Here is a 23,722-nt window from a genome sequence, read left to right as displayed (position 1 = left end):
ACGCCCTTCTTTACATGGCTTTATGAAACGCCCGTCATCAGCGATAATTAGCCCATTCTTTATCATCGCGGAGTGTTAATGAGCGATTTGCAGCCCTTTTCCCCGACGCGCAAGCGCCCTATGAAGCTGAACACGCTGGTTACGCTGATGGTATGCGCCATTATCGGATCTGTGCTGCTGGTGGTCTTCGCGCTCTATTCTGTACAGATTACCCGGGCAACGCGCGATGACGTAAAAGACACCGCGCTGGGTATCGCCCGTACGCTGGCAGACAGCCCGGACATCAGGCGCGGCCTGATGGAGTCGCCCCAGGCCGGCATCATCCAGCCGATAGCGCAGGCCGTGACGAAGCGTAACGATCTGCTGTTTACCGTGGTCACCGATCTGCGCGGCGTGCGTTATTCCCATCCCAATGAGGCGCTGTTAGGTTTGCATTTTATCGGCGACGATCTGACCCCCGCCCTGGAAGGGAAAGAGAATGTCTCCGTAAACCGCGGCGCGCTCGCGGAAGCGCTGCGCGTCTTTACGCCGGTGTATGACGACCAGCACGAGCAGATAGGCGTGGTGGTGGTCGGCATTTCGCTGAATAAGGTAGAAGATCAGATTGCCCGCGGGCGGCTTAACGCCGTGTGGACCATCCTGTTCAGCGTCCTGATGAGCTCGCTGGGGATATGGGGCTTAGTCCGGGTTCTCAAACGCATCCTGTTCGGGCTGGAGCCTTATGAGATCTCCGCCCTCTTTGAACAGCGTCAGGCCATGCTGCAGTCCCTGCGCGAGGGCGTCATGGCCGTGGACATTCACGGCCGCGTGACGATGATTAACCATACCGCCAGAGAAATTTTACTCCTGACCTCCGGCCAGCACTCCGAAAGCAGCAGCGAACCGCTGCTGGCCAGCCTGAGGGAGGTGTCGAGAACCGGCATTGCGCGTCAGGATCAGGAGATTGGCTGTAACGGACGGCTGCTGCTGTGCAACATGGTGCCGGTAAAAAGCCAGAATCAGGTGATCGGGGCAATCAGCACGTTCCGCGATAAAACCGAAATCAGCCAGCTGATGCAGCGTATTGATGGCATGGTCAGCTACGTCGATGCCCTGCGCTCCCACACGCATGAGTTTATGAACAAGCTGCACGTGATCCTCGGCCTGCTGCACATGAAACGCTACGACAAGCTGGAGGAGTACATCATCCAGACCGCGCAGAATTATCAGACCGACATTGGTGCGATACAGCGTAAGGTTAAATCGCCGGTCATTGCCGGCTTCCTGCTGGGTAAAATCAACCGCGCGAAAGAGGCCGGTGTAACCCTGACGCTGGCGGAGGAGAGCCAGCTTCCGGACACGGCCAATGAAGAGCAGGTTGCGGTGCTGATTACCGTGCTGGGCAACTTAATTGAAAACGCCCTGGATGCGATGGAAGGCCAGCCGGAGGGTGAGATCGGACTGCTGCTGCATTACCAGAACGGCTGGCTGAGCGGTGAAGTCAGCGATGACGGTCCCGGCATCGACCCCGAGCGGCTGGAGGCTATTTTTACCAAGGGCTACTCAACCAAAGGTGAAAACCGCGGCGTTGGGCTGTTCCTTGCACGTCAGCAGATCCAGAACCTCGGCGGGGATATTACCGTCGAGTCGGAGCCTGGCGTGTTTACCCAATTTTTTGTTCAGATCCCCTGGGATAGCGAGAGGAATATCGCGTGATAAATGTGTTAATTGTCGATGATGACGCCATGGTAGCCGACCTCAACCGCCTGTACGTTAACCGCGTTGAGGGTTTTAGCTGCTGCGGCGTCGCTTCCACGCTCAACCAGGCCGAGGCGCTGATTGCAAATCCGGCCCAGCCGATCGACCTGGTGCTGCTGGATGTCTATATGCAGCAGGATAACGGGCTGGATCTGCTGCCCGTCATCCGCGCGTCGGGCCGCCCGATTGACGTGATCATGATCTCATCGGCCTCCGACGCGGCGACGATCCAGACGTCCATGCACTACGGCGTGGTGGATTACCTGATTAAACCGTTCCAGTTCCCGCGTTTTGAAGAGGCGCTAAACGGCTGGAAGGCAAAGCGCAGCCTGATGGGATCGCATCAGTATTATGAACAGGCCGACGTGGACAGGCTGATCCACGGCGGCGCGCCGGAGCTGGCCGACAGCAAGAAATTACCGAAAGGGTTAACGCCGCAGACGCTGCGCACGATTTGCCAGTGGATCGACAGCCATCCGGAGACTGAATTCTCCACCGACGATCTGGCCAACGCGGTAAACATTTCACGCGTTTCCTGCCGCAAATACCTGATCTGGCTGGCGCAAATCAACATCCTGTTTACCAGTATTCACTACGGGGCCACGGGCCGCCCGGTGTATCGCTATCGTTTACAGCCGGAACAGACCGGCCTGCTCAAGCAGTACTGCCAGTAATACGGTAGCCCTCGTCCAGCAGGGTAAAGCGGAAGTGGTGCATCGAGGAGAACACCACTTCTTTCGTTTTGGTGACAAAAATCGCTTCAATATCAGGGCGCGAGCGCAGCGCGGCGCAGCCCTTCTCCACTCCCATGCCGTAGATCAGCGTGGTCCAGAGATCGCCGTCGATGGAGTCTCCGGAAATAATCGTCACGCTGTCCAGCTCGTTATCCAGCGGGTAGCCGGTGCGCGGATCCAGGATGTGGTGATAGCGTTTACCGTTCTGTTCAAAGTAGCGCTCATAGGTACCTGACGTCACGACAGACCGGTTCTCTACCGTCATTGCCCCAATCAGCGCGTCACCGGCGAACGGTTTTTTCAGGCCTACGCTCCAGCCCCCTTCCGGGGAGCCCAACGTCTGGATGTTGCCGCCGAGGTTAATGAGCCCCAGCTCGACCCCCTCCTTGCGCAGATAGTCCCGGACCCGATCGGCAATATAGCCTTTAGCAATGGCGCCCAAATCAATCTCCATGCCGGCCCGCGTCAGAAACACGCTGCTGCTGGATTCATCCAGCACCACGTCAGCGGGACGGGTCAGATCCAGCAATGCCGTGATTTCATCCGCAGGCGGTACGGTGTCGCCCCGAAAGCCGATTTTCCACCGCTTCACCAGCGGACCGATCGCCAGGTTAAACGCGCTGTCCTTGAGCAGGCTTGCCGCTTTCGCGCAGCGGATGAGATCGAATACCGGACGGCTAACGGCAACCGGATGACTGCCGGCGGCATGGTTGATGTCCATCACCTGAGAATGGGCACGATTGACGGTAAGGAGATCTTCGTACTGTTTGATGAGTCGAAACACGCGGGAGGCAAGCGCTTCGTCATGGGAAAAGAGTTTCAGGAGAATGGGCGAGCCCATCAGAACGGCGGAGTAGCTGTAAACGCGGTTGTCGTCAGGCATGGCAAAGTCCTCAGATGTAGCCCCGGCAGGCACCGCGCCGCCGGGGTTTAATGCCGGATAGCGCGATGCGTATCCGGCCTACAGTACAGGAGCCTTATGCTTTTTTCGCTCGCATCGCCGCCTGATGTCCGGCAAGCGTACCAAAAATAATGATATCTGCCACCGCGTTACCGCCGATGCGGTTACCGCCGTGGATGCCCCCGACAACCTCACCCGCGGCAAACGCCCCTGGCAGCACGTTGTGGTTGCCGTCCAGCACGCAGGTATCGGTGTTGATGGTCACGCCGCCCATGGTGTGGTGTACGCCCGGTGCAATCTGAATGGCATAGAATGGCCCTTCGTTGATGGGCGCACGCAGCGCGGTGGTACGACCAAAATCGTCGTCGTGCTGTTTTTCCACAAAGCCGTTGTAGCGTTCAAGCGTTGCCAGGAACTGGTGGCGATCCATCCCCAGCGCTTCCGCCAGGGCTTCCGGCGAGCTGGCGCTGGTGACGAAACCTTTTGCGATGTACTCATCCGCGGCTTTGTTTTTAGCCCGAACATGCTCGTCAAAGACGATGTAAGCGTATTTCTCCGGCAGCGCGATGATTTGCGCCGAGACCTTGTCGCGGGTCTCCATTTCGTTAAAGAAGCGGTTGCCCTGCTGGTTCACCAGAATCGCCCCGCCGCCGCGGATGGATTCGGAAATCAGATACGAGGTTTTCTGCTCAACGGTTGGGTGGATCTGGATTTCGCCCATATCGACGGTGCCTGCGCCAATACGTTCCAGCAGCGCGATACCGCCCCCCGTCGCCCCTTTGTGGTTAGTGGTGACGAACCCTTCCAGGTCCGGACGGTATTTCACCACCATCTGGCTGTTGGCGCTGAAGCCGCCCGTCGCGACAATCACGCTTTTGGTTGCCACGGTGAGGGTTTCATTCTCTTCCGTCGTCAGACGCACGCCGGTGACTTCGCCGTTTTCAAAGAGGATGTCGCTGACGGAGGTATCCAGCATCACCTCAATGTTGCGCCGGTTGACGTTACGCACCAGGCCGCTGATCAGGTAACCGCCCACCGCGGAACCGTCTTTTGGACGGTGAGTACGGTCGATGCTCATCCCGCCGGTTGTGGTGATGTCGTTCAGCATAATGCCGCGCGTAGCCAGCCACTCGATGGCTTCCGGTGCGTTCTCGACAAAGCGACGCAGCAGTTCCGGGTTGTTCTTGTTGCCGCCGCCTTTCAGGCTCTCCTGATAGAACAATTCTTTGCTGTCCTGGATGCCCTTCACGCGCTGGAAGCGGGTTTCGGCGGCGTTCATACCGGCCGAAGCTTTGATGGTGTTACCGCCGATGGTTGGCATTTTCTCGACGATCAGCACGCTCGCGCCTTCGTCATGAGCCTGAATCGCCGCCGCCAGACCTGCGCCGCCGCTGCCGACCACCACAACGTCCACGCTTCTGGTTTCATTCGGGTCTGCGCCCTCTTCTGCCGCCAGCGCCTTGCTGGATTTCAGCATCGCTTTCGAAACCGCTTTTTTCACCGCCTCGCTCTGGCTGGTTGCGCCCGTAATCGCGTCCACGTGCGGGGTGTTGGCGTCCAGAATGCGGGTGCGGATCTCTTCGAAGCTGGTCACAAACTCCACGTCTTCGCCGGGGCCGGAGGCCAGTTCGATATCCGCGATACGATCGGTTTCAAGGCTGACGTTAATCACCAGCTCGTTAGCATCGTCCTGCACTTTCTCGGTGAAGGTGCCGGGCTTGAATTTAGATTCGCCCATGCTCATGTCGCGGATCATCGCTTCCACCAGCGAGAAGCGCCACAGCGGTTCAGGAATGTTCAGCGCTTCACGGCGGGTGCTGTCCATAAACAGCTCGAGGCTTTCACCGGCAGCGATGCGGTCGGTCCAGTCCGGGTAGGCGATAGTGGCCCGCCCGACGGCAATCAGATCGTAGCCGCGATCCAGCGCCTCATTCACATCGGCGGCATTTACCACGCCGCCAACGCCCATCACCGGCACCTGTGCCAGGGTTTCAGACCGCATCGCGCAGTATTTTTCAATCAGCGGCGTTGGATCCTGAGTGTCGACGATAGAAGGTCGCAGGGTGGCGCCAACGGAGAAGTGCAGGTAATCCACGCCGCGCGCGGCCAGTTTTTCCAGCAGATACATGGTGTCGTCGAAGCGAATGCCCGGGACCTCCAGCTCTTCTGGCGAGAAACGATAGCCGATAATGAACGCGTCGTCCGCGTACTGGCGCACCATTTTATGGGTAATGTCCAGCACCGCCAGCGGGAATTTCGCGCGCTTATCGCGGCTGCCGCCCCACTCGTCATCGCGCTGGTTAGAATTTGGGGAGTAAAACTGCTGGATGAGATAGGTGTTCGCCCCGTGGATTTCGACACCGTCGAAGCCGGCCTGAATCGCGCGGCGCACGGCTTCACCGAACTTGCCCACCATGCCTTCCACTTCTTCGGTGGTCAGCGCAACCGGCGTCGCGGCACCGTCACGCGGCGCGGCAACGGCGCTGGGACCAACCGGCGTGCGGCCGCCGATAAGCTTAGGATCGACCATACGGCCGCCGTGGTAGATTTGCAGAAGGGCTTTGGATCCTTTGGACTTAATGGCGTCAGCGATTTTCGCCAGCCCGGCGATTTTCTCGTCGTTATCAATACCAATTGCGCCCGGGAACGCCAGGCCGAGATCGTCGACAAAACAACACTCAACGATGATGGTGCCGATGCTGCCAGAGCGGGCGCGGTAGTATTCCACCAGCTCGCTGGTCACGGTGCCATCGTAATAGCCGGTACAGGTTGTCATCGGGGCCATTAACAAACGGTTTTTCAGTTCAGTACCATTCGGTAATGTGAAAGGGCTTAACATACGTTCGTTAGTGCTCATAATAGAAACTCCAAACTTTAAAAAATTAAGAATTCGTTATCGGGCTGAATTTTTATTTCGTCGTTTTTGCCGATGTCATGATATTAATATAATGCTTTTTTTAGTTTCTAAAGTCATTACGTTAGTTAATAAACTATTTAATCCCTGCGATAACAACAATAATACATTGGTGTTAGCCATATAATTTCATCCATTTACAACAATGCAAACTTCGTTAACATACTTAAGGTAAGACCATTTTATCAACGATAAATAAACTCTTATCTATCAATTAATTGCATAAATACCGAGCTTTATATGTTATCAAAATGAAAAAACTAACAAGAAAAACCCCTAATACCCACATACGCCGTAGTGGTTATTTAAAAGAGCATAAAAATACGCATCCATTTCTGTTTATTTGATCGCGATCAAAAGTTTCGACACCTAAACGCGCAATATATAAATATCATCATTTTTTAATTAAGCGCCCAGCAAAAAGCGTTTAATCCCTATTACTGAAATAACTGAAGCGCCGCTTTAATAACTAAAAAAAGCAAAGAAATTAAATAAAGCGAACCGGCTATTTCATCGTATGACGAATCTTTGACAACTTAAGACGTGAAACTATGAAAACAAAAACTGCTGTAACGCCTCCTGCGGCGAATCAAGCATCAAATGGAACAGCTAAACGACTGCTGATGATGGCCCTGCCCGTCATAGTTGCCGTACTGCTGCTGTTTGTTCCCGTTCCTGAAGGCCTGCCGCCTTACGCGTGGCACTACTTCGCAATCTTTGTTGGCGTCATCGTCGGGTTAATCTTCGAACCGCTGCCGGGTGCCGTGATCGGCCTCACCGGCGTAGTGGCGATTGCGCTGTGCAGCCAGTGGGTGCTCTTTAGCCCGGAACAGCTGGCCGATCCCAAGTTCAAGCTGGCGGGTGCCTCCTTTAAATGGGCGGTCAGCGGGTTTGGTAACTCTACCGTGTGGCTGATCTTCGGTGCCTTTATGTTTGCCGCGGGCTACGACAAAACCCGCTTTGGCCGTCGCCTGGCGCTGATTCTGGTGAAATACCTGGGCCGCCGCAGCCTGACGCTCGGCTACGCGATTACCTTCGCGGACCTGCTGCTGGCACCGTTTACCCCGTCCAACACCGCGCGCAGCGGCGGGACAATCTACCCCATCATTGCTAACCTGCCGCCGCTGTACGGTTCAAAACCGAACGACCCAAGCGCGCGTAAAATTGGCTCGTACCTGATGTGGGTGGCGATCACCGCCGCCTGTATCACCAGCTCTATGTTCCTTTCCGCCCTCGCGCCTAACCTGCTGGCGCTGGCGCTGGTAAAAAGCACGGTAGGCATTGATATCTCCTGGGGGACCTGGTTCCTCGCCTTCCTGCCGCTCGGCGTGCTGCTGATCCTCACCATGCCGCTGCTGGCCTACTGGTTCTACCCGCCAGAAGTCAAAGTGAATAATGAAGTACCGCTGTGGGCAACCCGTGAACTGGAAAAGCTCGGCAAACTGTCGCGCAATGAAATCCTGCTGCTGGTGTTTGTGTGCTGTGCGCTGCTGATGTGGATCTTCGCCGCCGCGTGGATTGAACCGGCCATGGCCGCCCTGCTCATCGTTGGCCTGATGCTGTGGACCGGCGTGCTGGAGTGGAACGATATCACCGGTAACAAAGCCGCGTGGAACACCTTCGTCTGGTTCGCCACCCTGGTTGCGCTGGCGGATGGCCTCTCCTCAACCGGCTTTATCAGCTGGCTGGGTAAAGAAGGCGGCCTGCTGATGAGCGGCATCTCGCCGGGCGTGGCTACTATCGTGCTGCTGCTGGCGTTCTACCTGCTGCACTACCTGTTTGCCAGCACCACCGCGCACACCACGGCGCTGCTGCCGGCGATGCTGACCATCGCCTCCACCATTCCGGGCATGAATATGGAAGTGTTTGTCCTGCTGATGGTGACCTCGCTGGGCGTAATGGGGATCATCACCCCGTACGGCACTGGCCCAAGCCCGATTTACTACGGTAGCGGCTACCTGCCAACCAAAGACTACTGGCGCCTCGGCACCATCTTCGGTGCCATCTTCCTGGCGGCCCTGCTGCTGATTGGTTATCCGTGGATGTCCATGATGTTCTGATTCCTGACCGCCGGGCTAACCCTCCGGCGGTTTTATTTTTATGGAGCAAGCTATGTCGAACAAACCGTTTTTCTACCAGAACCCGTTCCCGCTCGCGCACGACGACACCGAATACTATCTGCTGACCAAAGAGCACGTCTCGGTTGCCGAGTTTGACGGTCAGGAAGTGCTGAAAGTTGAGCCGGAAGCCCTGACCCTGCTGGCACAGCAGGCCTTCCACGATGCGGCGTTTATGCTGCGTCCTTCGCACCAGAAGCAGGTTGCGGCTATTCTGAGCGATCCGCAGGCCAGCGAGAACGACAAATACGTTGCCCTGCAGTTCCTGCGCAACTCCGAGATTGCGGCGAAAGGCGTGCTGCCAACCTGCCAGGATACCGGCACGGCAATCATCATGGGTAAAAAAGGCCAGCGCGTCTGGACCGGCGGCGGTGACGAAGCGGCGCTAAGCCAGGGCGTTTATAACACCTATATTGAAGATAACCTGCGCTACTCGCAGAACGCGGCGCTGGATATGTATAAAGAGGTGAATACCGGCACCAACCTGCCCGCGCAGATTGACCTCTACAGCGTGGACGGCGATGAGTACAAATTCCTCTGCATGGCAAAAGGCGGCGGTTCAGCGAATAAAACCTATCTCTACCAGGAAACCAAAGCGCTGATCACCCCGGCGAAGCTGAAAAATTACCTGGTTGAGAAGATGCGTACCCTCGGTACCGCAGCGTGCCCGCCGTACCATATCGCCTTCGTTATCGGCGGAACCTCGGCGGAAGCCACGCTGAAAACCGTCAAGCTCGCCTCCGCGCGTTACTACGACGACCTGCCAACCGAGGGTAACGAGCACGGCCAGGCGTTCCGCGACGTTCAGCTCGAACAGGAGCTGCTTCAGGAAGCGCAAAACCTCGGCCTGGGCGCGCAGTTTGGCGGCAAATACTTCGCCCACGATATTCGCGTGATCCGCCTGCCGCGCCACGGCGCGTCCTGCCCAATCGGCATGGGCGTCTCCTGCTCCGCCGACCGCAATATCAAAGCGAAGATCAACCGCGACGGGATCTGGATTGAGAAGCTTGAGCACAACCCGGGCCAGTATATTCCGGAATCCCTGCGCCAGCAGGGTGAAGGCGACGTGGTCAGCATCGATCTGAACAGGCCGATGAACGAGATCCTGGCGCAGCTTTCCGCGCATCCGGTCTCTACCCGCCTGTCCCTGAACGGCACCATCATCGTGGCGCGCGACATCGCCCACGCGAAGCTGAAGGAGCTGCTCGATAACGGCGAAACGCTGCCGCAGTACGTAAAAGATCACCCGATCTACTACGCGGGCCCGGCGAAAACGCCGGAGGGCTACGCTTCCGGCTCGTTAGGCCCAACCACCGCGGGGCGTATGGACTCCTACGTGGACCTGCTGCAGTCCCACGGTGCGAGCATGATCATGCTGGCCAAAGGTAACCGCAGCCAGCAGGTGACGGATGCCTGCCACAAACACGGCGGCTTCTACCTCGGCAGCATCGGCGGCCCGGCGGCGGTGCTGGCGCAAAACAGCATCAGGAGCCTGGAGTGCGTGGCGTACCCGGAACTGGGAATGGAAGCTATCTGGAAAATTGAAGTGGAGAACTTCCCGGCGTTTATCCTGGTGGACGACAAAGGCAACGACTTCTTCCAGCAGATCCAGAATAAACAGTGCCAGGGTTGTTCACAGCGCTGAGCGTTTCCATAACGCCGGCAGCAGCGACAGCGTATCGTTAATCAGCCCGCGGTTGTCGCTGCCCGGCTTCCAGATGGTCACCATCGTCTGGCTTATCCCCTGGCTGCCCACTTCGGTGGGCAGCCTTTTTACGTTTTTCCACCGCGCCGCGCGAAGATGGGTCGGCAAAAAGCCCCAGCCGCAGCCCTGTTCCAGCAGGCCGCGCAGCATCTCCAGTTCATTGGTGTAGAGCGTGTGTCCGGCGATTTGCAGGCGGCGGGCAACCGGCTCGTCAGACGCGTCATGCATAATCACCTGCGGGACCAGAGAGAGATCGAGCAGCGACACCGGCGACGTCACCTCCGCAAAAAGCGCCTCTGCGGCGTAAAAATCCATGTCGATCGCCCCCAGCGCCCGCCACTCCATTTCATTGCCCACGCTGCGGTTGCGCGCCTGGCAGATCGCCAGATCGGCCTCACCGCCTGCCAGCATGGCTTCCGCGTCATCGCGCGACGCGCTGGTCAGGCTCAGGCGAATTTTTTGCGTCGCCAGTGTGGCAATCAGCGCCTGCAAAAAAGCCCGGGGGGTGAACGGATCGTAGACGAGGGCAATGTCCTGCGTCGCGCTGGCCGGTACCGCTCTGGCAAAGGCCTCAAACGCTTTTACCTGGCGCATCAGCAGATGAGCCTGCCGCTGAAGCTGCTCCCCCTCCGGCGTCAGGCGCAGGCTGCGCCCCTCTCGCAGAAACAGCGCGTAGCCCAGCCCGTCCTCAAGAAAATCAATCAGATCGCGCAGGGTTGTACGATCTTTGCCAAGCTTCATCGCCGCCTTCATCAGGCTGCCATGCTCGGCGACGGCGGTGAATGCCTCAAGCTGGGCAAACGAATAGTTCAGTGACGACACGTCATCCTCCCCGGGGATTTTATGGGGGATTTTCCCCCATTACGCGCTTTTTATTATAGGCCGGGGGTTCTTAAACTGAAGCCCTTCCTGAGCCACACGAGATAAACATGAAAACTAAAACGAACCTCACGCTGCTCGCGGCGCTTGTTGTCAGCAGCCTGCTGTCGCCCGCCGCCATGGCGGCCTGCAACGGTACCGACCTCGCTACCTGTCCGGCGCCTTTTGACGCACGGCTTCCGGATGCGCATACGATGCTCACCTGGAGCCAGGCCGATCGCGTGGTGGGCTTTCGCAATGACTATCGCAACTACGCCGGCGACGTGTTCCGCCACGGCAACGCCTCGCCACTGCTCGCCGCGGAAAAGCCGCTCGCTGACGTCCGCTATCGGGTGAACGGCAAGACCTGGGATCTTCAGGATTACCTCGAACGCCAGAACGTCAGCGGCATGCTGGTGCTCAAGGACGGCAAGATCGCCTTTAAATATCTGGGAGAAGGCAATACCGATTCAACGCTCTGGACGTCGCGCTCCGTGGGAAAATCGGTGGTCTCGGCGCTGGTGGGTGTTGCAATTAAAGAGGGGAAAATCCACTCCCTGGACGATCTTGTCACTCAATACGAACCGGACTTAAAAGGCACCGCCTGGGAGGGCGTGACGCTGAAACAGCTCATCACCCACACCTCGGGCGTGGCGTGGAATGAAGATTACACGAACCCAAAATCTGACTTCGCCCGGCTTACCGAATGTGAAGCGAAACCCGGCGCGTACGACTGCGTGCGCACGCTGGTGAAGGGGTTACGCCGCGAGCATCCGGCGGGAGAAAACTGGTCGTATTCGTCGGGCGGCGCGTGGCTGCTGGGCGACGTGCTTGAGCGCGCCACGGGAATGACGCTTGCCGCATACCTGGAGAAAAGCATCTGGCAGCCTTACGGCATGGCGAGCGACGGCGTGTGGCACGCCTACAGCAAAGGCCAGCACGACGTGGGGGCGCACGGGTTCAACGCCACGCTGGAGGACTGGGGGCGCTTCGGGGAATTTATCCTGCATAACGGTACGCTGCCGGACGGCAGGCAGATCCTGCCGGAAGGCTGGGTGAAGCAGTCCTCGGACTGGACGCAGGCTAAAGGGTCGGTGTCAGAGGCGCACCCGAAAGGGCTGTACGGCTTTCAGTGGTGGAACAACGAAGTGCCGGCTAATGCCGTCGGCGTGACGCCGAAAGTGGAGGATTCGCTGAAGGATTCCCTCTGGGCGCTGGGAATTTTTGGCCAGATGATTATGGTCAACCAGAAGGAAAATCTGGTTATCGTTCAGTGGTCCACCTGGCCGCAGGCGGAGCCGTCGTTCAGCGCCCAGCCGCTGGAGGCGTCACTGATGTTCAGCGCAATAGCGAACGCGCTGCGTTAAACAACCTGAGCCAGGCGCTGCCTGGCTTCACTTCTGCGCCATGTCACAAAACAGGCATTTCAGCAACTTAGGCTGAAACGGTGAATAAAAAATTGCCGAATTGTTAAGTTATTGTTGGCAATGTAAATCCTGGTCAACGTAGCGTCATTGATGCGCATCGCGCATCGGCCTATGCGCTAATTGCGCTTATTAATTTCCGCTTCCTGATCCAGTTTTCAGAAACAGACGGGCATAACGTCACTATAAAACTGGAGATAATCATGGTTACCTCAACCTCACCTGCAACGGTCCGTGCGAAAGCCGGCGCGATTTTTCGCGTCACCTCGGGCAACTTTCTTGAGCAATTCGACTTCTTTCTTTTCGGCTTTTATGCCACCTACATCGCCCACACGTTTTTCCCGGCGAGCAGTGAATTTGCCTCGCTGATGATGACCTTCGCCGTCTTCGGCGCAGGCTTTCTGATGCGTCCCGTCGGGGCGATTGTCCTCGGGGCCTACATTGACAAGGTGGGCCGCCGTAAAGGGCTTATCGTCACCCTGTCGATTATGGCCGCCGGAACGTTTCTGATTGTGCTCATTCCCTCTTATCAGAGCATTGGCCTGTGGGCGCCGCTGCTGGTGCTGACGGGCCGCCTGCTGCAGGGCTTTTCTGCGGGGGCGGAGCTTGGCGGGGTTTCGGTTTATCTGGCGGAGATCGCCACGCCGGGCCGCAAAGGTTTTTACACCAGCTGGCAGTCGGGCAGCCAGCAGGTGGCGATTATGGTCGCGGCGGCAATGGGCTTTGCGCTGAATATGATGCTGGAAGAGAGCGCCATCCGCGAATGGGGCTGGCGTATTCCGTTCCTGTTTGGCTGCCTGATCGTACCGTTCATCTTTTTCCTGCGCCGCAGGCTGGAGGAGACCGAGGAGTTTAGCGCCCGTCGCCATCATCTGGCGATGCGTCAGGTGTTCACCACGCTGCTCGCGAACTGGCAGGTTGTTGCGGCGGGCATGCTGATGGTGGCGATGACCACGACGGCCTTTTACCTGATTACCGTTTACGCCCCAACCTTCGGCAAAAAAGTGTTGATGCTGAGCGCGTCAGACAGCCTGCTGGTCACGCTGCTGGTCGCCGTGTCTAACTTCATCTGGCTGCCGATTGGCGGCGCGCTGTCGGACCGCTTCGGGCGCAAGCCGGTGCTGATTGCCATGACGCTGCTGGCGCTGGCGACCAGCTATCCGGCGCTGACGATGCTGGCGGCGGCCCCGAGCTTCTCAATGATGCTGGCCGTGCTGCTGTGGCTCTCCTTCCTTTACGGCCTTTATAACGGCGCGATGATCCCGGCGCTGACGGAGATCATGCCAACGGAAGTTCGCGTGGCGGGCTTCTCGCTGGCGTACAGCCTGGCAACGGCGGTCTTTGGCGGCTTCACGCCGGTCATTTCTACCGCCCTTATCGAGTACACCGGAGACAAGGCCTCTCCGGGATACTGGATGAGCTTTGCCGCCGTGTGTGCCCTGCTGGCGACGCTCTATCTCTATCGTCGTCGCACGTTAACCCTGCACGCCGCCGTTAAGGAGTGATTCAGCATGCATACATTCAGAACGGTGGTTGCCGCCCTGACGCTTGTCGGCTTCAGCGCGGGCGCGCTTGCGCAGGACGTGACGGTAATGATCTCTGGCGGCTTCAGGGCGGCGCTGGAGAAGCTGACGCCGCAGTACGAAGCGAAAAGCGGCGACAGGCTGATTTTAATTTCCGGCCCGTCGATGGGCAAAACGCCGCAGGCCATTCCGGCCCGGCTCGCCCGGGGAGAAAAGGCGGACGTGGTGATTATGGTGGGCGATGCGCTGGAGAAGCTTGAACAGGATCGCCGCACGGCGCCGGGCTCCCGCGTGGAGCTGGCGGATTCGCCCGTCGGGATGGTGGTGAAGGCGGGTGCGCCAGTGCCGGATATCAGCACGGTGCCCGCCCTGCGGCAAACGCTGCTGAAGGCCCACTCCGTTGCCTGGTCCGACAGCGCCAGCGGCCGGTACGTTGAGAGCGCCCTGTTGCATAAGCTGGGCATTGCGGATCGGATAAAAACGAAGGGACACCGGGTTGAGCGCATTCCGGTGGCGTCTGAAGTGGCGAAAGGGAAATACGCGCTCGGCTTCCAGCAGGTCAGCGAGCTTCTGCCCGTTCCGGGGGTGACGTTTGTCGGTAAGCTGCCGGAAAATGTGCAATACATTACCCGTTTCGCCGGAGCCGTCACCCGGGGCGCCGACCATCCGCAGCAGGGCGGCGCGCTGCTGGCGTTCCTCTCTTCCCCAGAGGCCGCCAGCGTCATTACCGCCACCGGCTTACAGCCCGTTAGCGCAGCTCGCGATACTGCTCGGTGATAAGCGTTTCCAGCTCAGCCGCAATATAGGACTGGATCCGCCCGCGGCGGCGAATCAGCCCCACGGTTCGCCTGACCTCGGGCTCAGTCAGAGGAACAGACGTCAGCAGGGAATGCTCCGGGCGGGGCATCGACATGGCGGGGACGGCCGCAATGCCGATCCCCGCTTCAACCATCCCCAGCATGGTCGTGACGTGGCGCGTTTCGCAGATGCTGGGGCGCTCGGGACGAATATGGCCGATCCGCTGGTCGAGGAGGTTGCGGTTCCCGGAGGTCTTGTCCAGGCCGATATAATCCTGCTGATAAAAAGCCTGCCACGTCAGGCTTTTTCTTTTTGCAAACTTACTGTCGCGTCGGCAGGCGGCAACGTAGATATCCTCCACCAGCGGAACAAACTCAACGTCGGACGGCAAACGCTGGGAAAAGCAGATGCCAAAATCCGCCTGCCCGCCGGTCACGGCGTCGATTACGTTTCCGGCGCTGCTGTCGATGAGCTTAATACGCACCCGGGGGTAGCGCGTCTGAAAACGGCGGATCACGTCCGGCATAAAGTAACAGGCGGCGGACGGCACGGCCGCCACCGTGATCAGCCCCGTTCGATCCTCGCTGGCTTTATCGATATCCGAGAGCATGGACTCCACGTCGGCAAGCAGTTGCCCGCACCGGTCGGCAAAGGTCTGGCCATAAAGCGTCAGCGTGACGCGCCGGGTGGTACGGTCGAACAGCTTTGCCCCCAGCGCCGCCTCCAGCTTTTCTATTCTGCGACTCAGCGCCGACTGGGAAAGGCAGATAGACTCTGCCGCAAGACGGAAATTGCCATATTCCAGCAGCGCGCGAAAAGCGTAGAGATCGTTGAGGTCAAAATTGACGGGCATACGGACGTGATCCTTGAGCACAGTAGGGTTAGAAAAGATTTATCACAGTTGCGCACGACATACTTCACAAAATGAAGGGGATACACCTAAAGCGCTATCAACCTGACGGCACATAGTGATAGTTTATGCGGGCTGGATTCCTCTTAAACAGGCTGGCAGTCAGCACGCCGCAGCAGAGGAATGTCATACTACAAAACAGAGTATGTTGGCACGCTAACAGCCCCTGACCTTTCCATTTTTTTCACGTGCGAGTAACGAGCAAAGCGATGATTAAGTGGCCCTGGAAAACGAACGACGCCGATCGAAATATGACGCTCCCCTGGGACGAGGCTATGGCGATCCCCGTCCTGGCTAATCTTTTGCCCGAAGAGCAATCCAGGCTGACTCAGATGGCCGAGCGTTTTTTACATCAAAAACGCCTGGTACCGCTACAGGGCTTCGAGCTGGATCCGCTGAAAAACGCGCGCATCGCCCTGCTCTTCTGCCTGCCGGTGCTGGAGCTGGGCATCGAGTGGCTGGATGGCTTCCACGAAGTGCTGATTTACCCGGCGCCGTTTATCGTGGACGACGAGTGGGAAGATGACATTGGCCTGGTGCACAACCAGCGTATGGTGCAGTCCGGACAAAGCTGGCAGCAGGGGCCAATTATTCTCAACTGGCTGGATATTCAGGACTCGTTCGATGCCTCAGGCTTCAACCTGATTATTCACGAAGTGGCGCACAAGCTGGATACCCGCAACGGCGATCGCGCCAGCGGCGTGCCGATGATCCCGCTGCGCGACGTCGCGGGCTGGGAGCACGACCTGCACGCGGCGATGGAAAACATTCAGGATGAAATAGACCTGGTTGGCGAGAGTGCGGCCAGCATTGATGCCTACGCCGCAACCGATCCCGCCGAGTGCTTTGCGGTGCTTTCTGAGTACTTCTTTAGCGCGCCTGAGCTTTTCGCTCCTCGCTTCCCGGCGCTGTGGCAGCGCTTTTGCCAGTTCTATCAGCAGGATCCGCTGCAGCGCCTGCGTCAGAGTGAAGACTCTGCGAACAATTCCCCTCACGCCTTCCATTAACGTTCGACAGGGGTACGGTTGGCAGACCGTACCCACACGCATACCGCGAGGAACAGCAGCGCCATTCCCCATGCGGCACTAATCAAATACTGCTCGCCGTAAAAGCGCGTTACCACCGGTACCAGCAGCGCGCTGACGCCGTAGCCCAGGGTATGACTGGTGGCGATCGCCCCCGCGCCTTTGCCGGTCGTCAGCCGATCGTTGAGCAACAGCTGGTAGCCCGGCGTCGCCATTGCGGCCCCCAGCGAGGTGATGACAATTCCCACGTAGAACAGCACCACGTCCGCGATACACATCAGTCCAAGCCCCGCCACCATCAGCACCGCTGCAATGGAAAGCAGCACCTTCGGGCTGAAATGCTGCGGGCGCACCACCAGAAACTGCGCCGCGAGGGTCGCCAGCGCGGCAAGGCTAAGCAGCAGCGCCACGTGATGGCTGATTTGCACCGCGTCGCCGCTGAACAGCGGGGCAAGGTGCGGGGACAGGCCAAGCTGCATCAGGCTGACCAGTGCCGCCAGCAGCAGCGCCAGCAGCAGAAAAGGCAGCATTGAAGCCTGCAGGCGCGTTGACTGATGCGCCACCGGCGGCAGCGGCGGATCGGCAGCCTCGCGCAGCACCAGCAGCAACGCGATAAACGGCGCCAGCGCCATCAGCCAGAGCGGCGCGATCGGGTTAAGGCTGAGCATCAGCGCGGCCAGGGGCGGCCCTGACAGACGTCCGCAGCTGAGGCCGGAGCTTATCGTCGCCAGCGCGGCCATTCTTTTATCCAGACCCGCGCGCTGTATGGCCCACGTCTGCGCTGCAGGCACCAGCCCTGAAACCGTCAGGCCGTACAGCGTACGCGACAGCACCAGCCCCGCCATTCCCCAAAGGGTATTCAGCACGCCGTTGGCCATCGCCCAGACCACCAGCGCCATCACGCCGAAGCTCGCCAGATACCCGCCCAGCGAGGCCATCATCACCACCTTACAGCCGTGCCGCTCGCTCTGACGCCCCCACCAGGGCGATGCCGGCAGAAAAAGCATCGAGCCGAACATCAGCAGTCCCGCCCAGGCGGAGAGCGACAGGCCGGTGAGGGAAACCAGCTGCGGCAGCATAACCAGCAAACCGTTTTGCCCGATGCCCAGTAACCCTGCGCACAGCGCCAGGGGCCAGTTCGCTTTGGGAGCGATGATTTCAGTGAGATTTTCGGTACGGGTGCCCATAGAATTGTGAAGATAATGTCAATAAATGTGTGGAAATTATGAAGTTTATGAAAACAAATATTGCAAAAATAGTTGCGGCTGTAAACAGAATGAATATCATAACGAGAATTATTATCAGTCATGGAATGAGGTACACCTATGCGTACTCTGCCCCGCTCCGCCGGTACAGACGTTGCGGCCCAGTGTTTCCTGAACGCGCTGCTGCGCGAAACGAAGGACTGGCGTTATCTTCCCGCAGCCCGCGCGGATGAGCTATCGCAGATTCATATCCCGCTCTCCCCATCCCGGGCCATCCGGGTTCCGGTACACTATTTCTCCCCCACTCAGCATCATCAGTATCGCTTTCCGGCAACGCTGATTCAGGCAGACAGCGACGAAGGTGACATGGTCACTTTCCCTCAACTGATTGATTTAATTCTTGAAAAAGACGCCGTCAAAGGCTCGCTTGATGCCGGTACGCTGGCGCGCTTCAGGCAGCGCGTGCTTGAAAGCCATACGCATACCTGGCAGGCCATTGACTTACGCCACGGCTGGGCCACCCTGCGCGACGGGCCGCTGTCGTTTGCCGAAGCGGAACAGGCGCTGCTGGTCGGCCACGCGTTTCACCCGGCGCCCAAGTCGCACGAGCCGTTTAACGAAGCCGAGGCGCGTCGCTATCTGCCGGATTTTGCCTCCCGTTTCCCGCTGCGCTGGTTCGCGGTGGAGAGTACGCAGATTACCGGCGACAGCCTGAACGTCTCCCTGCGCGAACGCCTGCTGCGCTTTGCGGCACAGAGCGCGCCCGGGCTTCTTGGCCACTTCACCGACACCCGCTGGCTGCTGCCGATGCACCCGTGGCAGGCTGACTATCTGCTTGAGCAGCCGTGGTGCCAGCGTCTGGTTGAAAAAGGCGCCCTTCAGGATCTCGGCGAAGCCGGAGCGCAGTGGCTGCCCACCAGCTCCTCCCGCTCGCTGTACAGCGAAACCAACAGCGACATGATTAAGTTTTCCCTGAGCGTGCGCCTGACCAACTCCGTGCGCACGCTGTCGGTAAAAGAGGTTAAGCGCGGAATGCGCCTGGCGCGCCTGGCGAAAACAGAACGCTGGCAGGAGCTTCAGGCCCGCTACCCGACCATGCGTGTGATGCAGGAAGACGGCTGGGCGGGCCTGTGCGACGAGCACGGCGTCGTTCATGAAGAGAGCCTGATGGCCCTGCGCGTCAACCTGCTGTTTGACACCCCTGAAACGCAAACCAACGTGCTGGTAAGCCTGACGCAGGCCGCGCCGGACGGCGGCGACAGCCTGCTCGCGGCGGCGGTGCGCCGTCTGAGCCAGCGCCTGGCGCTACCGCTCGACAAGGCCGCGCGCTGCTGGCTGGATGCCTACTGCGATCGCGTGCTGCTCCCGCTGTTCAGCGCCGAGGCGGATTACGGTCTGGTCCTGCTGGCGCACCAGCAAAACATCCTCGTTGAGATGCAGCAGGATTTCCCGGTCGGGCTTATCTACCGCGACTGCCAGGGCAGCGCATGGACCGAAGGGGCCGACGCCTGGCTGAAAGCGGCGGGCGAAACCGAGGTGGAAAACCGCTTTGGCGAAAGCCAGCTGCTGCGCTACTTCCCGTACTACCTGCTGCTTAACTCCACGCTTGCCGTCACCGCCGCCCTCGCCGCTGCCGGTTTCGACAGCGAAGAGAGCCTGATGTCCCGCGTGCGCGACGCGCTGGCCGGCCTGCGCAGGACGGCGAAGCAGACCCGCTGCCTCGACTACGTGCTCGACAGCCCGACCTGGAACTGTAAAGGCAACTTCTTCTGCTACCTGCACGACCGCAACGAAAACACCATCGCCGATCCTGCGGTGATCTATTTCGACTTTAGCAACCCGTTTTACAAGGAGAAGGCGTGATGGCCATTGCGAATATCGTACATTCCGGCTTCGGCTTCCGCTGCGCCGCAACGGAACTGGCCCTGCCGCTGACGCTGGGCCTCGACGGTAGCGCGGTGCTGGAACGCCTGGCCGGGATCCCGGACGGCTGGCTGGTGGAAGCCCTCGATCAGCTGTTCGTCGCCGCCCCCGCCCTGACCGGCATTACCCTGCCGTGGGCAGCCTGGCAGGATGAACCGCAGGCGCAGGCGCTGTTCAGCCTGGCCCACGGGGATTACCTGGCGCGCGAAACGTTCTGGCAGCTGCCGCTGTGGCTGAAGGGCGAACGGCCGCAGGCTAGCGGCGGGATGCAGTTTGATGAGAGCCGCCAGCTCTACTTCCCGCTGCGCCCCCATCGCCCGCAGGGCGAGGTGTATCGTCGTTACGACCCGCAAATCAAACGCACCCTGAGCTTCCGGGTGGCGGACGTGGCGCTGGACGGCGAACGATTCACCCAATGGATGAATAACCCGCGCGTGAACGCCTTCTGGGAGATGGCCGGCCCGCAGGCCGAACAGGAGAACTACCTGCGCCGTCAGCTCGACTCGGCGTACTGCTATCCGGCGATCGGCTGCTTTGACGACCAGCCGTTCGGCTATTTTGAACTCTACTGGGCGGCGGAAGACCGCATTGGCCGCCACTATCGCTGGCAGCCGTTTGACCGCGGGCTGCACATGCTGGTGGGTGAAGAAAACTGGCGCGGCGCGCAGTATATCCGCAGCTGGCTTCGCGGCCTGAGCCACTATCTGTATCTCGATGAGCCGCGCACGGCGCGCATTGTCGCCGAGCCGCGCTTCGACAACCAGCGCCTGTTCCGCCATCTGGCGTCCGCCGGTTTCGACACGGTGAAAGAGTTCAACTTCCCGCACAAGCGTTCTCGCCTCATCATGAGCGAGCGTCACCGCTTCTTCAGCGAGGTGGGACTGTGAACGCACTCTGGCAAAAAGTGAATCGCGAGATGGTGGCGAAGATCCTCGCCGAACTGGAATACGAACGCACCCTGCGCGCCGAAGCCCTGGGCGCGGACCGCTGGCAGATCGCCATGGGCAGCGAAACATGGCAGTTTTGCGCCACGCGCGGCATCTGGGGCTGGCTGCATATCGACCCTGATACCCTGGTCACCGCCAGCGGCGCCGCGGTAGAAGCGGAGCACGCGCTGCTGCATCTGGCGAGCGTGCTTGAGATGAGCGACGCGCAAACGGCGGAGCACATGGAAGATCTCTACGCCACGCTGCGCGGCGACATGCAGCTGCTGCAGGCGCGCGAGGCGCTGGATGCCGACGCGCTCATTCATCTTGACCCGGACGAGCTGCAGTGCCTGATGAGCGGTCACCCCAAGTTTATCTTCAACAAGGGACGCCGCGGCTGGGGGCTGGATGCCCTGCGCCAGTACGCCCCGGAATATCGCGGGCGTTTCCGCCTGCACTGGGTTGCCGTGCAGCGCGACCAGCTGGTCTGGAGCAGCGACGCCGATTGCGATATCAATGCCCTGCTGTCCAGCGCCATGAACGAGGCCGAGCGCGCCCGGTTCGACGCCCGCTGGCAGGCGCTGGATCTGGACGACAGCTGGCTGCCGGTGCCGCTGCACCCGTGGCAGTGGCAGCAAAAAATTGCCATTCATTTCGTAGCGCAGCTCGCGCGCGGCGAAATGGTTGAGCTGGGCGAGTTTGGCGATGAGTATCTGGCGCAGCAGTCCCTGCGCACGCTGACCAACGCCAGCCGTCGCGCGCCGTATGACATCAAGCTGCCGCTGACCATCTACAACACCTCCTGCTACCGCGGCATTCCGGGCAAGTACATTGCCGCCGGTCCCCTGGCCTCGCGCTGGTTACAGCAGCAGTTCGCCAGCGATGCCACGCTGGTTCGCTCCGGGGCACGGGTGCTTGGCGAACCCGCCGCCGGGTATCTGGCGCATCGGGGTTACGCCGCCCTGCCGAAAGCGCCCTATCGCTACCAGGAGATGCTGGGCACGATCTGGCGCGAGAACCCGTCCCGTTATCTGCATGAAGGCGAACAGCCGGTGCTGATGGCGGCGCTGATGGAAACCGACAATGCCGGACGCCCGCTGATCGACGCGTGGATCGCACGCTCGGGATTAACCGCCGAGGCATGGCTGGAAAAGCTGTTTGAAGCGACGGTTATTCCCTTCTATCACCTGCTCTGCCGCTACGGCGTGGCGCTGATCGCCCACGGCCAGAACGTGACGCTGGTGATGAAAGACTACGTCGTGCAGCGCATTCTGCTGAAGGATTTCCAGGGCGATATGCGTCTGGTGGACGAGGATTTCCCGCAGGCGCAGAGCCTGCCCGACCCGGTAAAAGCGGTCACCGCGCGCCTCAGCGCGGATTACATCATCCACGACCTGCAAACCGGCAACTTTGTGACGGTGCTGCGCTTTATCTCGCGACTTACCCTGCAATGCGGCGTCAGCGAAACGCGCTTCTACCAGATCCTGGCGCAGGTTTTGCAAAGCTATATGACCGCGCACCCGGATCTGGCGGAACGCTTCGTCAAATTCGATCTCTTCAAGCCGCAGATTATTCGCGTGATCCTCAACCCGGTCAAACTGACCTTCTCCGAACACGACGGAGGCAGCCGCATGCTGCCGAACTACGTCAGCGATCTTGATAACCCTCTTTTTCTGGTCTCCCAGGAGTCAGCGCAATGAAAACGTATGATTTCATCGGCATCGGTATTGGTCCGTTCAACCTCAGCATCGCCGCACTGGCGGAGGGGCTGGACGGTTTTAGCTCGCTGTTTCTTGAACGTAAGCCGCATTTTTCCTGGCACCCTGGGATGATGGTGCCGGACTGCCACATGCAGACCAGCTTCCTGAAGGATCTGGTCAGCGCCGTGGAGCCGACCAACCGCCACAGCTTTTTGAACTACCTGGTGCAGCGTAAAAAATTCTACCGTTTTCTCACCACCGAGCAGCGCACCGTCTCCCGCGAGGAGTTTGCCGACTACCTGTGCTGGGCGGCGGATAACCTCACTAACCTGTCCTTCAGCCAGCAGGTGCAGCAGGTCAGCTTTGATGAGCAAAGCGGCCTGTTTGAGGTTATGACCCAGCGGGATCGCTTCCTGGCGCGCCACGTCTGCGTGGGGATTGGCAAACAGGTCAATCTGCCCGACTGCGTCACGGCGCAGGACGATACCTGCTTCCACGCCAGCGAGATGATGCTTCGCGCGCCGGATCTGGCCGGCAAGCGCGTCACCGTCGTCGGCGGCGGCCAGAGCGGTGCAGATCTGTTTTTGAATATCTTCCGCGGTGAATGGGGCCAGCCGCTGAGCCTGAACTGGGTGTCGCGCCGCAACAACTACAACGCGCTGGATGAAGCCGCCTTTGCCAACGAATATTTCACGCCGGAGTATGTGGACAGCTTCTCCACCCTCGGCGATGACGCCCGTCGCCAGATGCTGCACGAGCAGAAAATGACCTCCGACGGGATCACCACCGAGTCGTTACTGGCGATTTACCGCGCCATGTACCACCGCTTCGAAGTGCTGCGCGAAAAACCCTGGGCGCACCTTCTGCCGTCACGCTCGGTGACGGCGCTGGCGCGCCAGGAAAACGGGCAGCGCCTGAGCATACAGCATCACCTCGACGGCGGCCGCGAGCAGCTGGACAGCGACGTGGTGATTTTCGCCACCGGCTACCGCGCCGTGCAGCCTGCGTTTCTGGCCCCGCTCTCTCACCGCCTGCGCCTGGACGAGGATGAAGCCTTCTGCATTAACAATGATTTTACCCTTGAATGGGACGGCCCGCAGAGCAACCGCCTGTTTGCCGTGAACGCCGGGATGCACCGTCTCGGCATTGCCGAACCCCAGCTCAGCCTGATGGCCTGGCGTGCGGCGCGAATACTCAATCGCGCCCACGGCGACGAGCCGTTTGAGCTGGCAACCACCCCCGGCGTTATCCACTGGCGGAGCACCGCCGGCCCGGAGAGCAGCCCGGTTTTTAAATCATTAGCAAAAACCACCGAGTACTGA

The 23,722-nt window shown here is 59.5% G+C and carries 17 protein-coding genes; 12 read left to right on the top strand and 5 right to left on the bottom strand.

The genetic code is table 11. The annotated features are described in order from the left end of the window. The first annotated feature begins 78 nt into the window (after positions 1-78). Together MOQ06_RS07540 and dcuR are read left to right on the top strand one after the other, a co-directional pair. Positions 79-1,695, top strand: a complete 1,617-nt coding sequence (locus MOQ06_RS07540; RefSeq protein WP_176609983.1) for a sensor histidine kinase — start codon at positions 79-81, stop codon at positions 1,693-1,695. Beyond that, positions 1,692-2,411, top strand: coding sequence for a two-component system response regulator DcuR (gene dcuR / locus MOQ06_RS07535; RefSeq protein ID WP_148418171.1), 720 nt, complete (start codon positions 1,692-1,694; stop codon positions 2,409-2,411). Before MOQ06_RS07540 ends, dcuR begins: the two co-directional genes overlap by 4 nt. On the opposite strand, the gene MOQ06_RS07530 is transcribed toward dcuR, so the two are convergent. Both MOQ06_RS07530 and MOQ06_RS07525 read right to left on the bottom strand, forming a co-directional pair. Beyond that, positions 2,392-3,354, bottom strand: coding sequence for an FAD:protein FMN transferase (locus MOQ06_RS07530; protein WP_242172256.1), 963 nt, complete (start codon positions 3,352-3,354; stop codon positions 2,392-2,394). The two genes, dcuR and MOQ06_RS07530, sit on opposite strands and share 20 nt — an antisense overlap. A 94-nt stretch (positions 3,355-3,448) precedes the next feature. After that, positions 3,449-6,229 (bottom strand): flavocytochrome c, encoded by a 2,781-nt coding sequence (locus tag MOQ06_RS07525; protein WP_242172255.1) that lies wholly within the window; start codon positions 6,227-6,229, stop codon positions 3,449-3,451. Positions 6,230-6,837: 608 nt separating this feature from the next. Here MOQ06_RS07525 and MOQ06_RS07520 point away from each other — a divergent pair. Together MOQ06_RS07520 and fumA are read left to right on the top strand one after the other, a co-directional pair. Further along, entirely contained in the window at positions 6,838-8,346 is a 1,509-nt protein-coding gene (locus MOQ06_RS07520) for an anion permease (protein WP_148418174.1), read from the top strand. A 52-nt stretch (positions 8,347-8,398) separates the two neighbouring features. Continuing rightward, positions 8,399-10,048 (top strand): class I fumarate hydratase FumA, encoded by a 1,650-nt coding sequence (fumA, locus tag MOQ06_RS07515; RefSeq protein ID WP_242172254.1) that lies wholly within the window; start codon positions 8,399-8,401, stop codon positions 10,046-10,048. Here the strand turns inward: fumA and MOQ06_RS07510 are convergent. Further along, entirely contained in the window at positions 10,037-10,930 is an 894-nt protein-coding gene (locus MOQ06_RS07510; protein ID WP_242172253.1) for a LysR family transcriptional regulator, read from the bottom strand. The genes fumA and MOQ06_RS07510 overlap by 12 nt on opposite strands. 107 nt (positions 10,931-11,037) lie before the next feature. Between MOQ06_RS07510 and MOQ06_RS07505 the strand changes: the two genes are divergently transcribed. From MOQ06_RS07505 to MOQ06_RS07495, 3 genes are all read left to right on the top strand, one after another. Continuing rightward, positions 11,038-12,333 (top strand): serine hydrolase, encoded by a 1,296-nt coding sequence (locus tag MOQ06_RS07505; RefSeq protein WP_242172252.1) that lies wholly within the window; start codon positions 11,038-11,040, stop codon positions 12,331-12,333. A gap of 260 nt (positions 12,334-12,593) precedes the next feature. Beyond that, a complete protein-coding gene (locus MOQ06_RS07500; RefSeq protein ID WP_193354697.1) occupies positions 12,594-13,895 on the top strand; it encodes an MFS transporter in 1,302 nt (433 codons plus the stop codon). 6 nt (positions 13,896-13,901) lie between these two features. Next, positions 13,902-14,690 carry a substrate-binding domain-containing protein gene (locus MOQ06_RS07495; protein WP_242172251.1) on the top strand — a complete coding sequence of 263 codons (789 nt, stop codon included), beginning with the start codon at positions 13,902-13,904 and terminating at the stop codon, positions 14,688-14,690. On the opposite strand, the gene MOQ06_RS07490 is transcribed toward MOQ06_RS07495, so the two are convergent. Continuing rightward, entirely contained in the window at positions 14,662-15,564 is a 903-nt protein-coding gene (locus MOQ06_RS07490; RefSeq protein WP_176609977.1) for a LysR family transcriptional regulator, read from the bottom strand. The genes MOQ06_RS07495 and MOQ06_RS07490 overlap by 29 nt on opposite strands. Positions 15,565-15,830: 266 nt before the next feature. On the opposite strand from MOQ06_RS07490, the gene mtfA reads away from it, so the two are divergent. Continuing rightward, on the top strand, positions 15,831-16,628 hold the full coding sequence (gene mtfA, locus MOQ06_RS07485) for a DgsA anti-repressor MtfA (RefSeq protein WP_242172250.1): 798 nt from the start codon (positions 15,831-15,833) through the stop codon (positions 16,626-16,628). On the opposite strand, the gene MOQ06_RS07480 is transcribed toward mtfA, so the two are convergent. Beyond that, entirely contained in the window at positions 16,625-17,833 is a 1,209-nt protein-coding gene (locus MOQ06_RS07480; protein WP_242172249.1) for an MFS transporter, read from the bottom strand. The two genes, mtfA and MOQ06_RS07480, sit on opposite strands and share 4 nt — an antisense overlap. A 138-nt stretch (positions 17,834-17,971) precedes the next feature. Between MOQ06_RS07480 and MOQ06_RS07475 the strand changes: the two genes are divergently transcribed. From MOQ06_RS07475 to MOQ06_RS07460, 4 genes are read left to right on the top strand one after another with little or no spacing between them, the layout of a single operon-like run. Next, a complete protein-coding gene (locus MOQ06_RS07475; RefSeq protein ID WP_242172247.1) occupies positions 17,972-19,714 on the top strand; it encodes an IucA/IucC family protein in 1,743 nt (580 codons plus the stop codon). After that, positions 19,714-20,661 (top strand): GNAT family N-acetyltransferase, encoded by a 948-nt coding sequence (locus tag MOQ06_RS07470; protein WP_242172245.1) that lies wholly within the window; start codon positions 19,714-19,716, stop codon positions 20,659-20,661. The genes MOQ06_RS07475 and MOQ06_RS07470 overlap by 1 nt, the downstream gene beginning before the upstream one ends. Then, entirely contained in the window at positions 20,658-22,400 is a 1,743-nt protein-coding gene (iucC, locus tag MOQ06_RS07465; protein ID WP_347272543.1) for an aerobactin synthase IucC, read from the top strand. Before MOQ06_RS07470 ends, iucC begins: the two co-directional genes overlap by 4 nt. Continuing rightward, positions 22,397-23,722 (top strand): SidA/IucD/PvdA family monooxygenase, encoded by a 1,326-nt coding sequence (locus MOQ06_RS07460; RefSeq protein ID WP_242172244.1) that lies wholly within the window; start codon positions 22,397-22,399, stop codon positions 23,720-23,722. The genes iucC and MOQ06_RS07460 overlap by 4 nt, the downstream gene beginning before the upstream one ends.

It is taken from the genome of Enterobacter sp. I4 (assembly GCF_022669095.1).
Taxonomy (GTDB): domain Bacteria; phylum Pseudomonadota; class Gammaproteobacteria; order Enterobacterales; family Enterobacteriaceae; genus Enterobacter; species Enterobacter pasteurii.
The sequence above is the reverse complement of the archived record's forward strand: the minus strand, read 5'-3'. Positions and strand labels throughout refer to the sequence as shown.

Coding starts and splice junctions, on each gene's coding strand:
- MOQ06_RS07540 (WP_176609983.1), top strand. CDS start 79: ATGAGCGATTTGCAGCCCTTTTCCCCGACGCGCAAGCGCCCTATGAAG.
- MOQ06_RS07460 (WP_242172244.1), top strand. CDS start 22,397: ATGAAAACGTATGATTTCATCGGCATCGGTATTGGTCCGTTCAACCTC.
- MOQ06_RS07525 (WP_242172255.1), bottom strand. CDS start 6,229: ATGAGCACTAACGAACGTATGTTAAGCCCTTTCACATTACCGAATGGT.
- MOQ06_RS07475 (WP_242172247.1), top strand. CDS start 17,972: ATGCGTACTCTGCCCCGCTCCGCCGGTACAGACGTTGCGGCCCAGTGT.
- MOQ06_RS07480 (WP_242172249.1), bottom strand. CDS start 17,833: ATGGGCACCCGTACCGAAAATCTCACTGAAATCATCGCTCCCAAAGCG.
- fumA (WP_242172254.1), top strand. CDS start 8,399: ATGTCGAACAAACCGTTTTTCTACCAGAACCCGTTCCCGCTCGCGCAC.
- MOQ06_RS07520 (WP_148418174.1), top strand. CDS start 6,838: ATGAAAACAAAAACTGCTGTAACGCCTCCTGCGGCGAATCAAGCATCA.
- MOQ06_RS07470 (WP_242172245.1), top strand. CDS start 19,714: ATGGCCATTGCGAATATCGTACATTCCGGCTTCGGCTTCCGCTGCGCC.
- mtfA (WP_242172250.1), top strand. CDS start 15,831: ATGATTAAGTGGCCCTGGAAAACGAACGACGCCGATCGAAATATGACG.
- MOQ06_RS07495 (WP_242172251.1), top strand. CDS start 13,902: ATGCATACATTCAGAACGGTGGTTGCCGCCCTGACGCTTGTCGGCTTC.
- MOQ06_RS07490 (WP_176609977.1), bottom strand. CDS start 15,564: ATGCCCGTCAATTTTGACCTCAACGATCTCTACGCTTTTCGCGCGCTG.
- MOQ06_RS07530 (WP_242172256.1), bottom strand. CDS start 3,354: ATGCCTGACGACAACCGCGTTTACAGCTACTCCGCCGTTCTGATGGGC.
- MOQ06_RS07505 (WP_242172252.1), top strand. CDS start 11,038: ATGAAAACTAAAACGAACCTCACGCTGCTCGCGGCGCTTGTTGTCAGC.
- MOQ06_RS07500 (WP_193354697.1), top strand. CDS start 12,594: ATGGTTACCTCAACCTCACCTGCAACGGTCCGTGCGAAAGCCGGCGCG.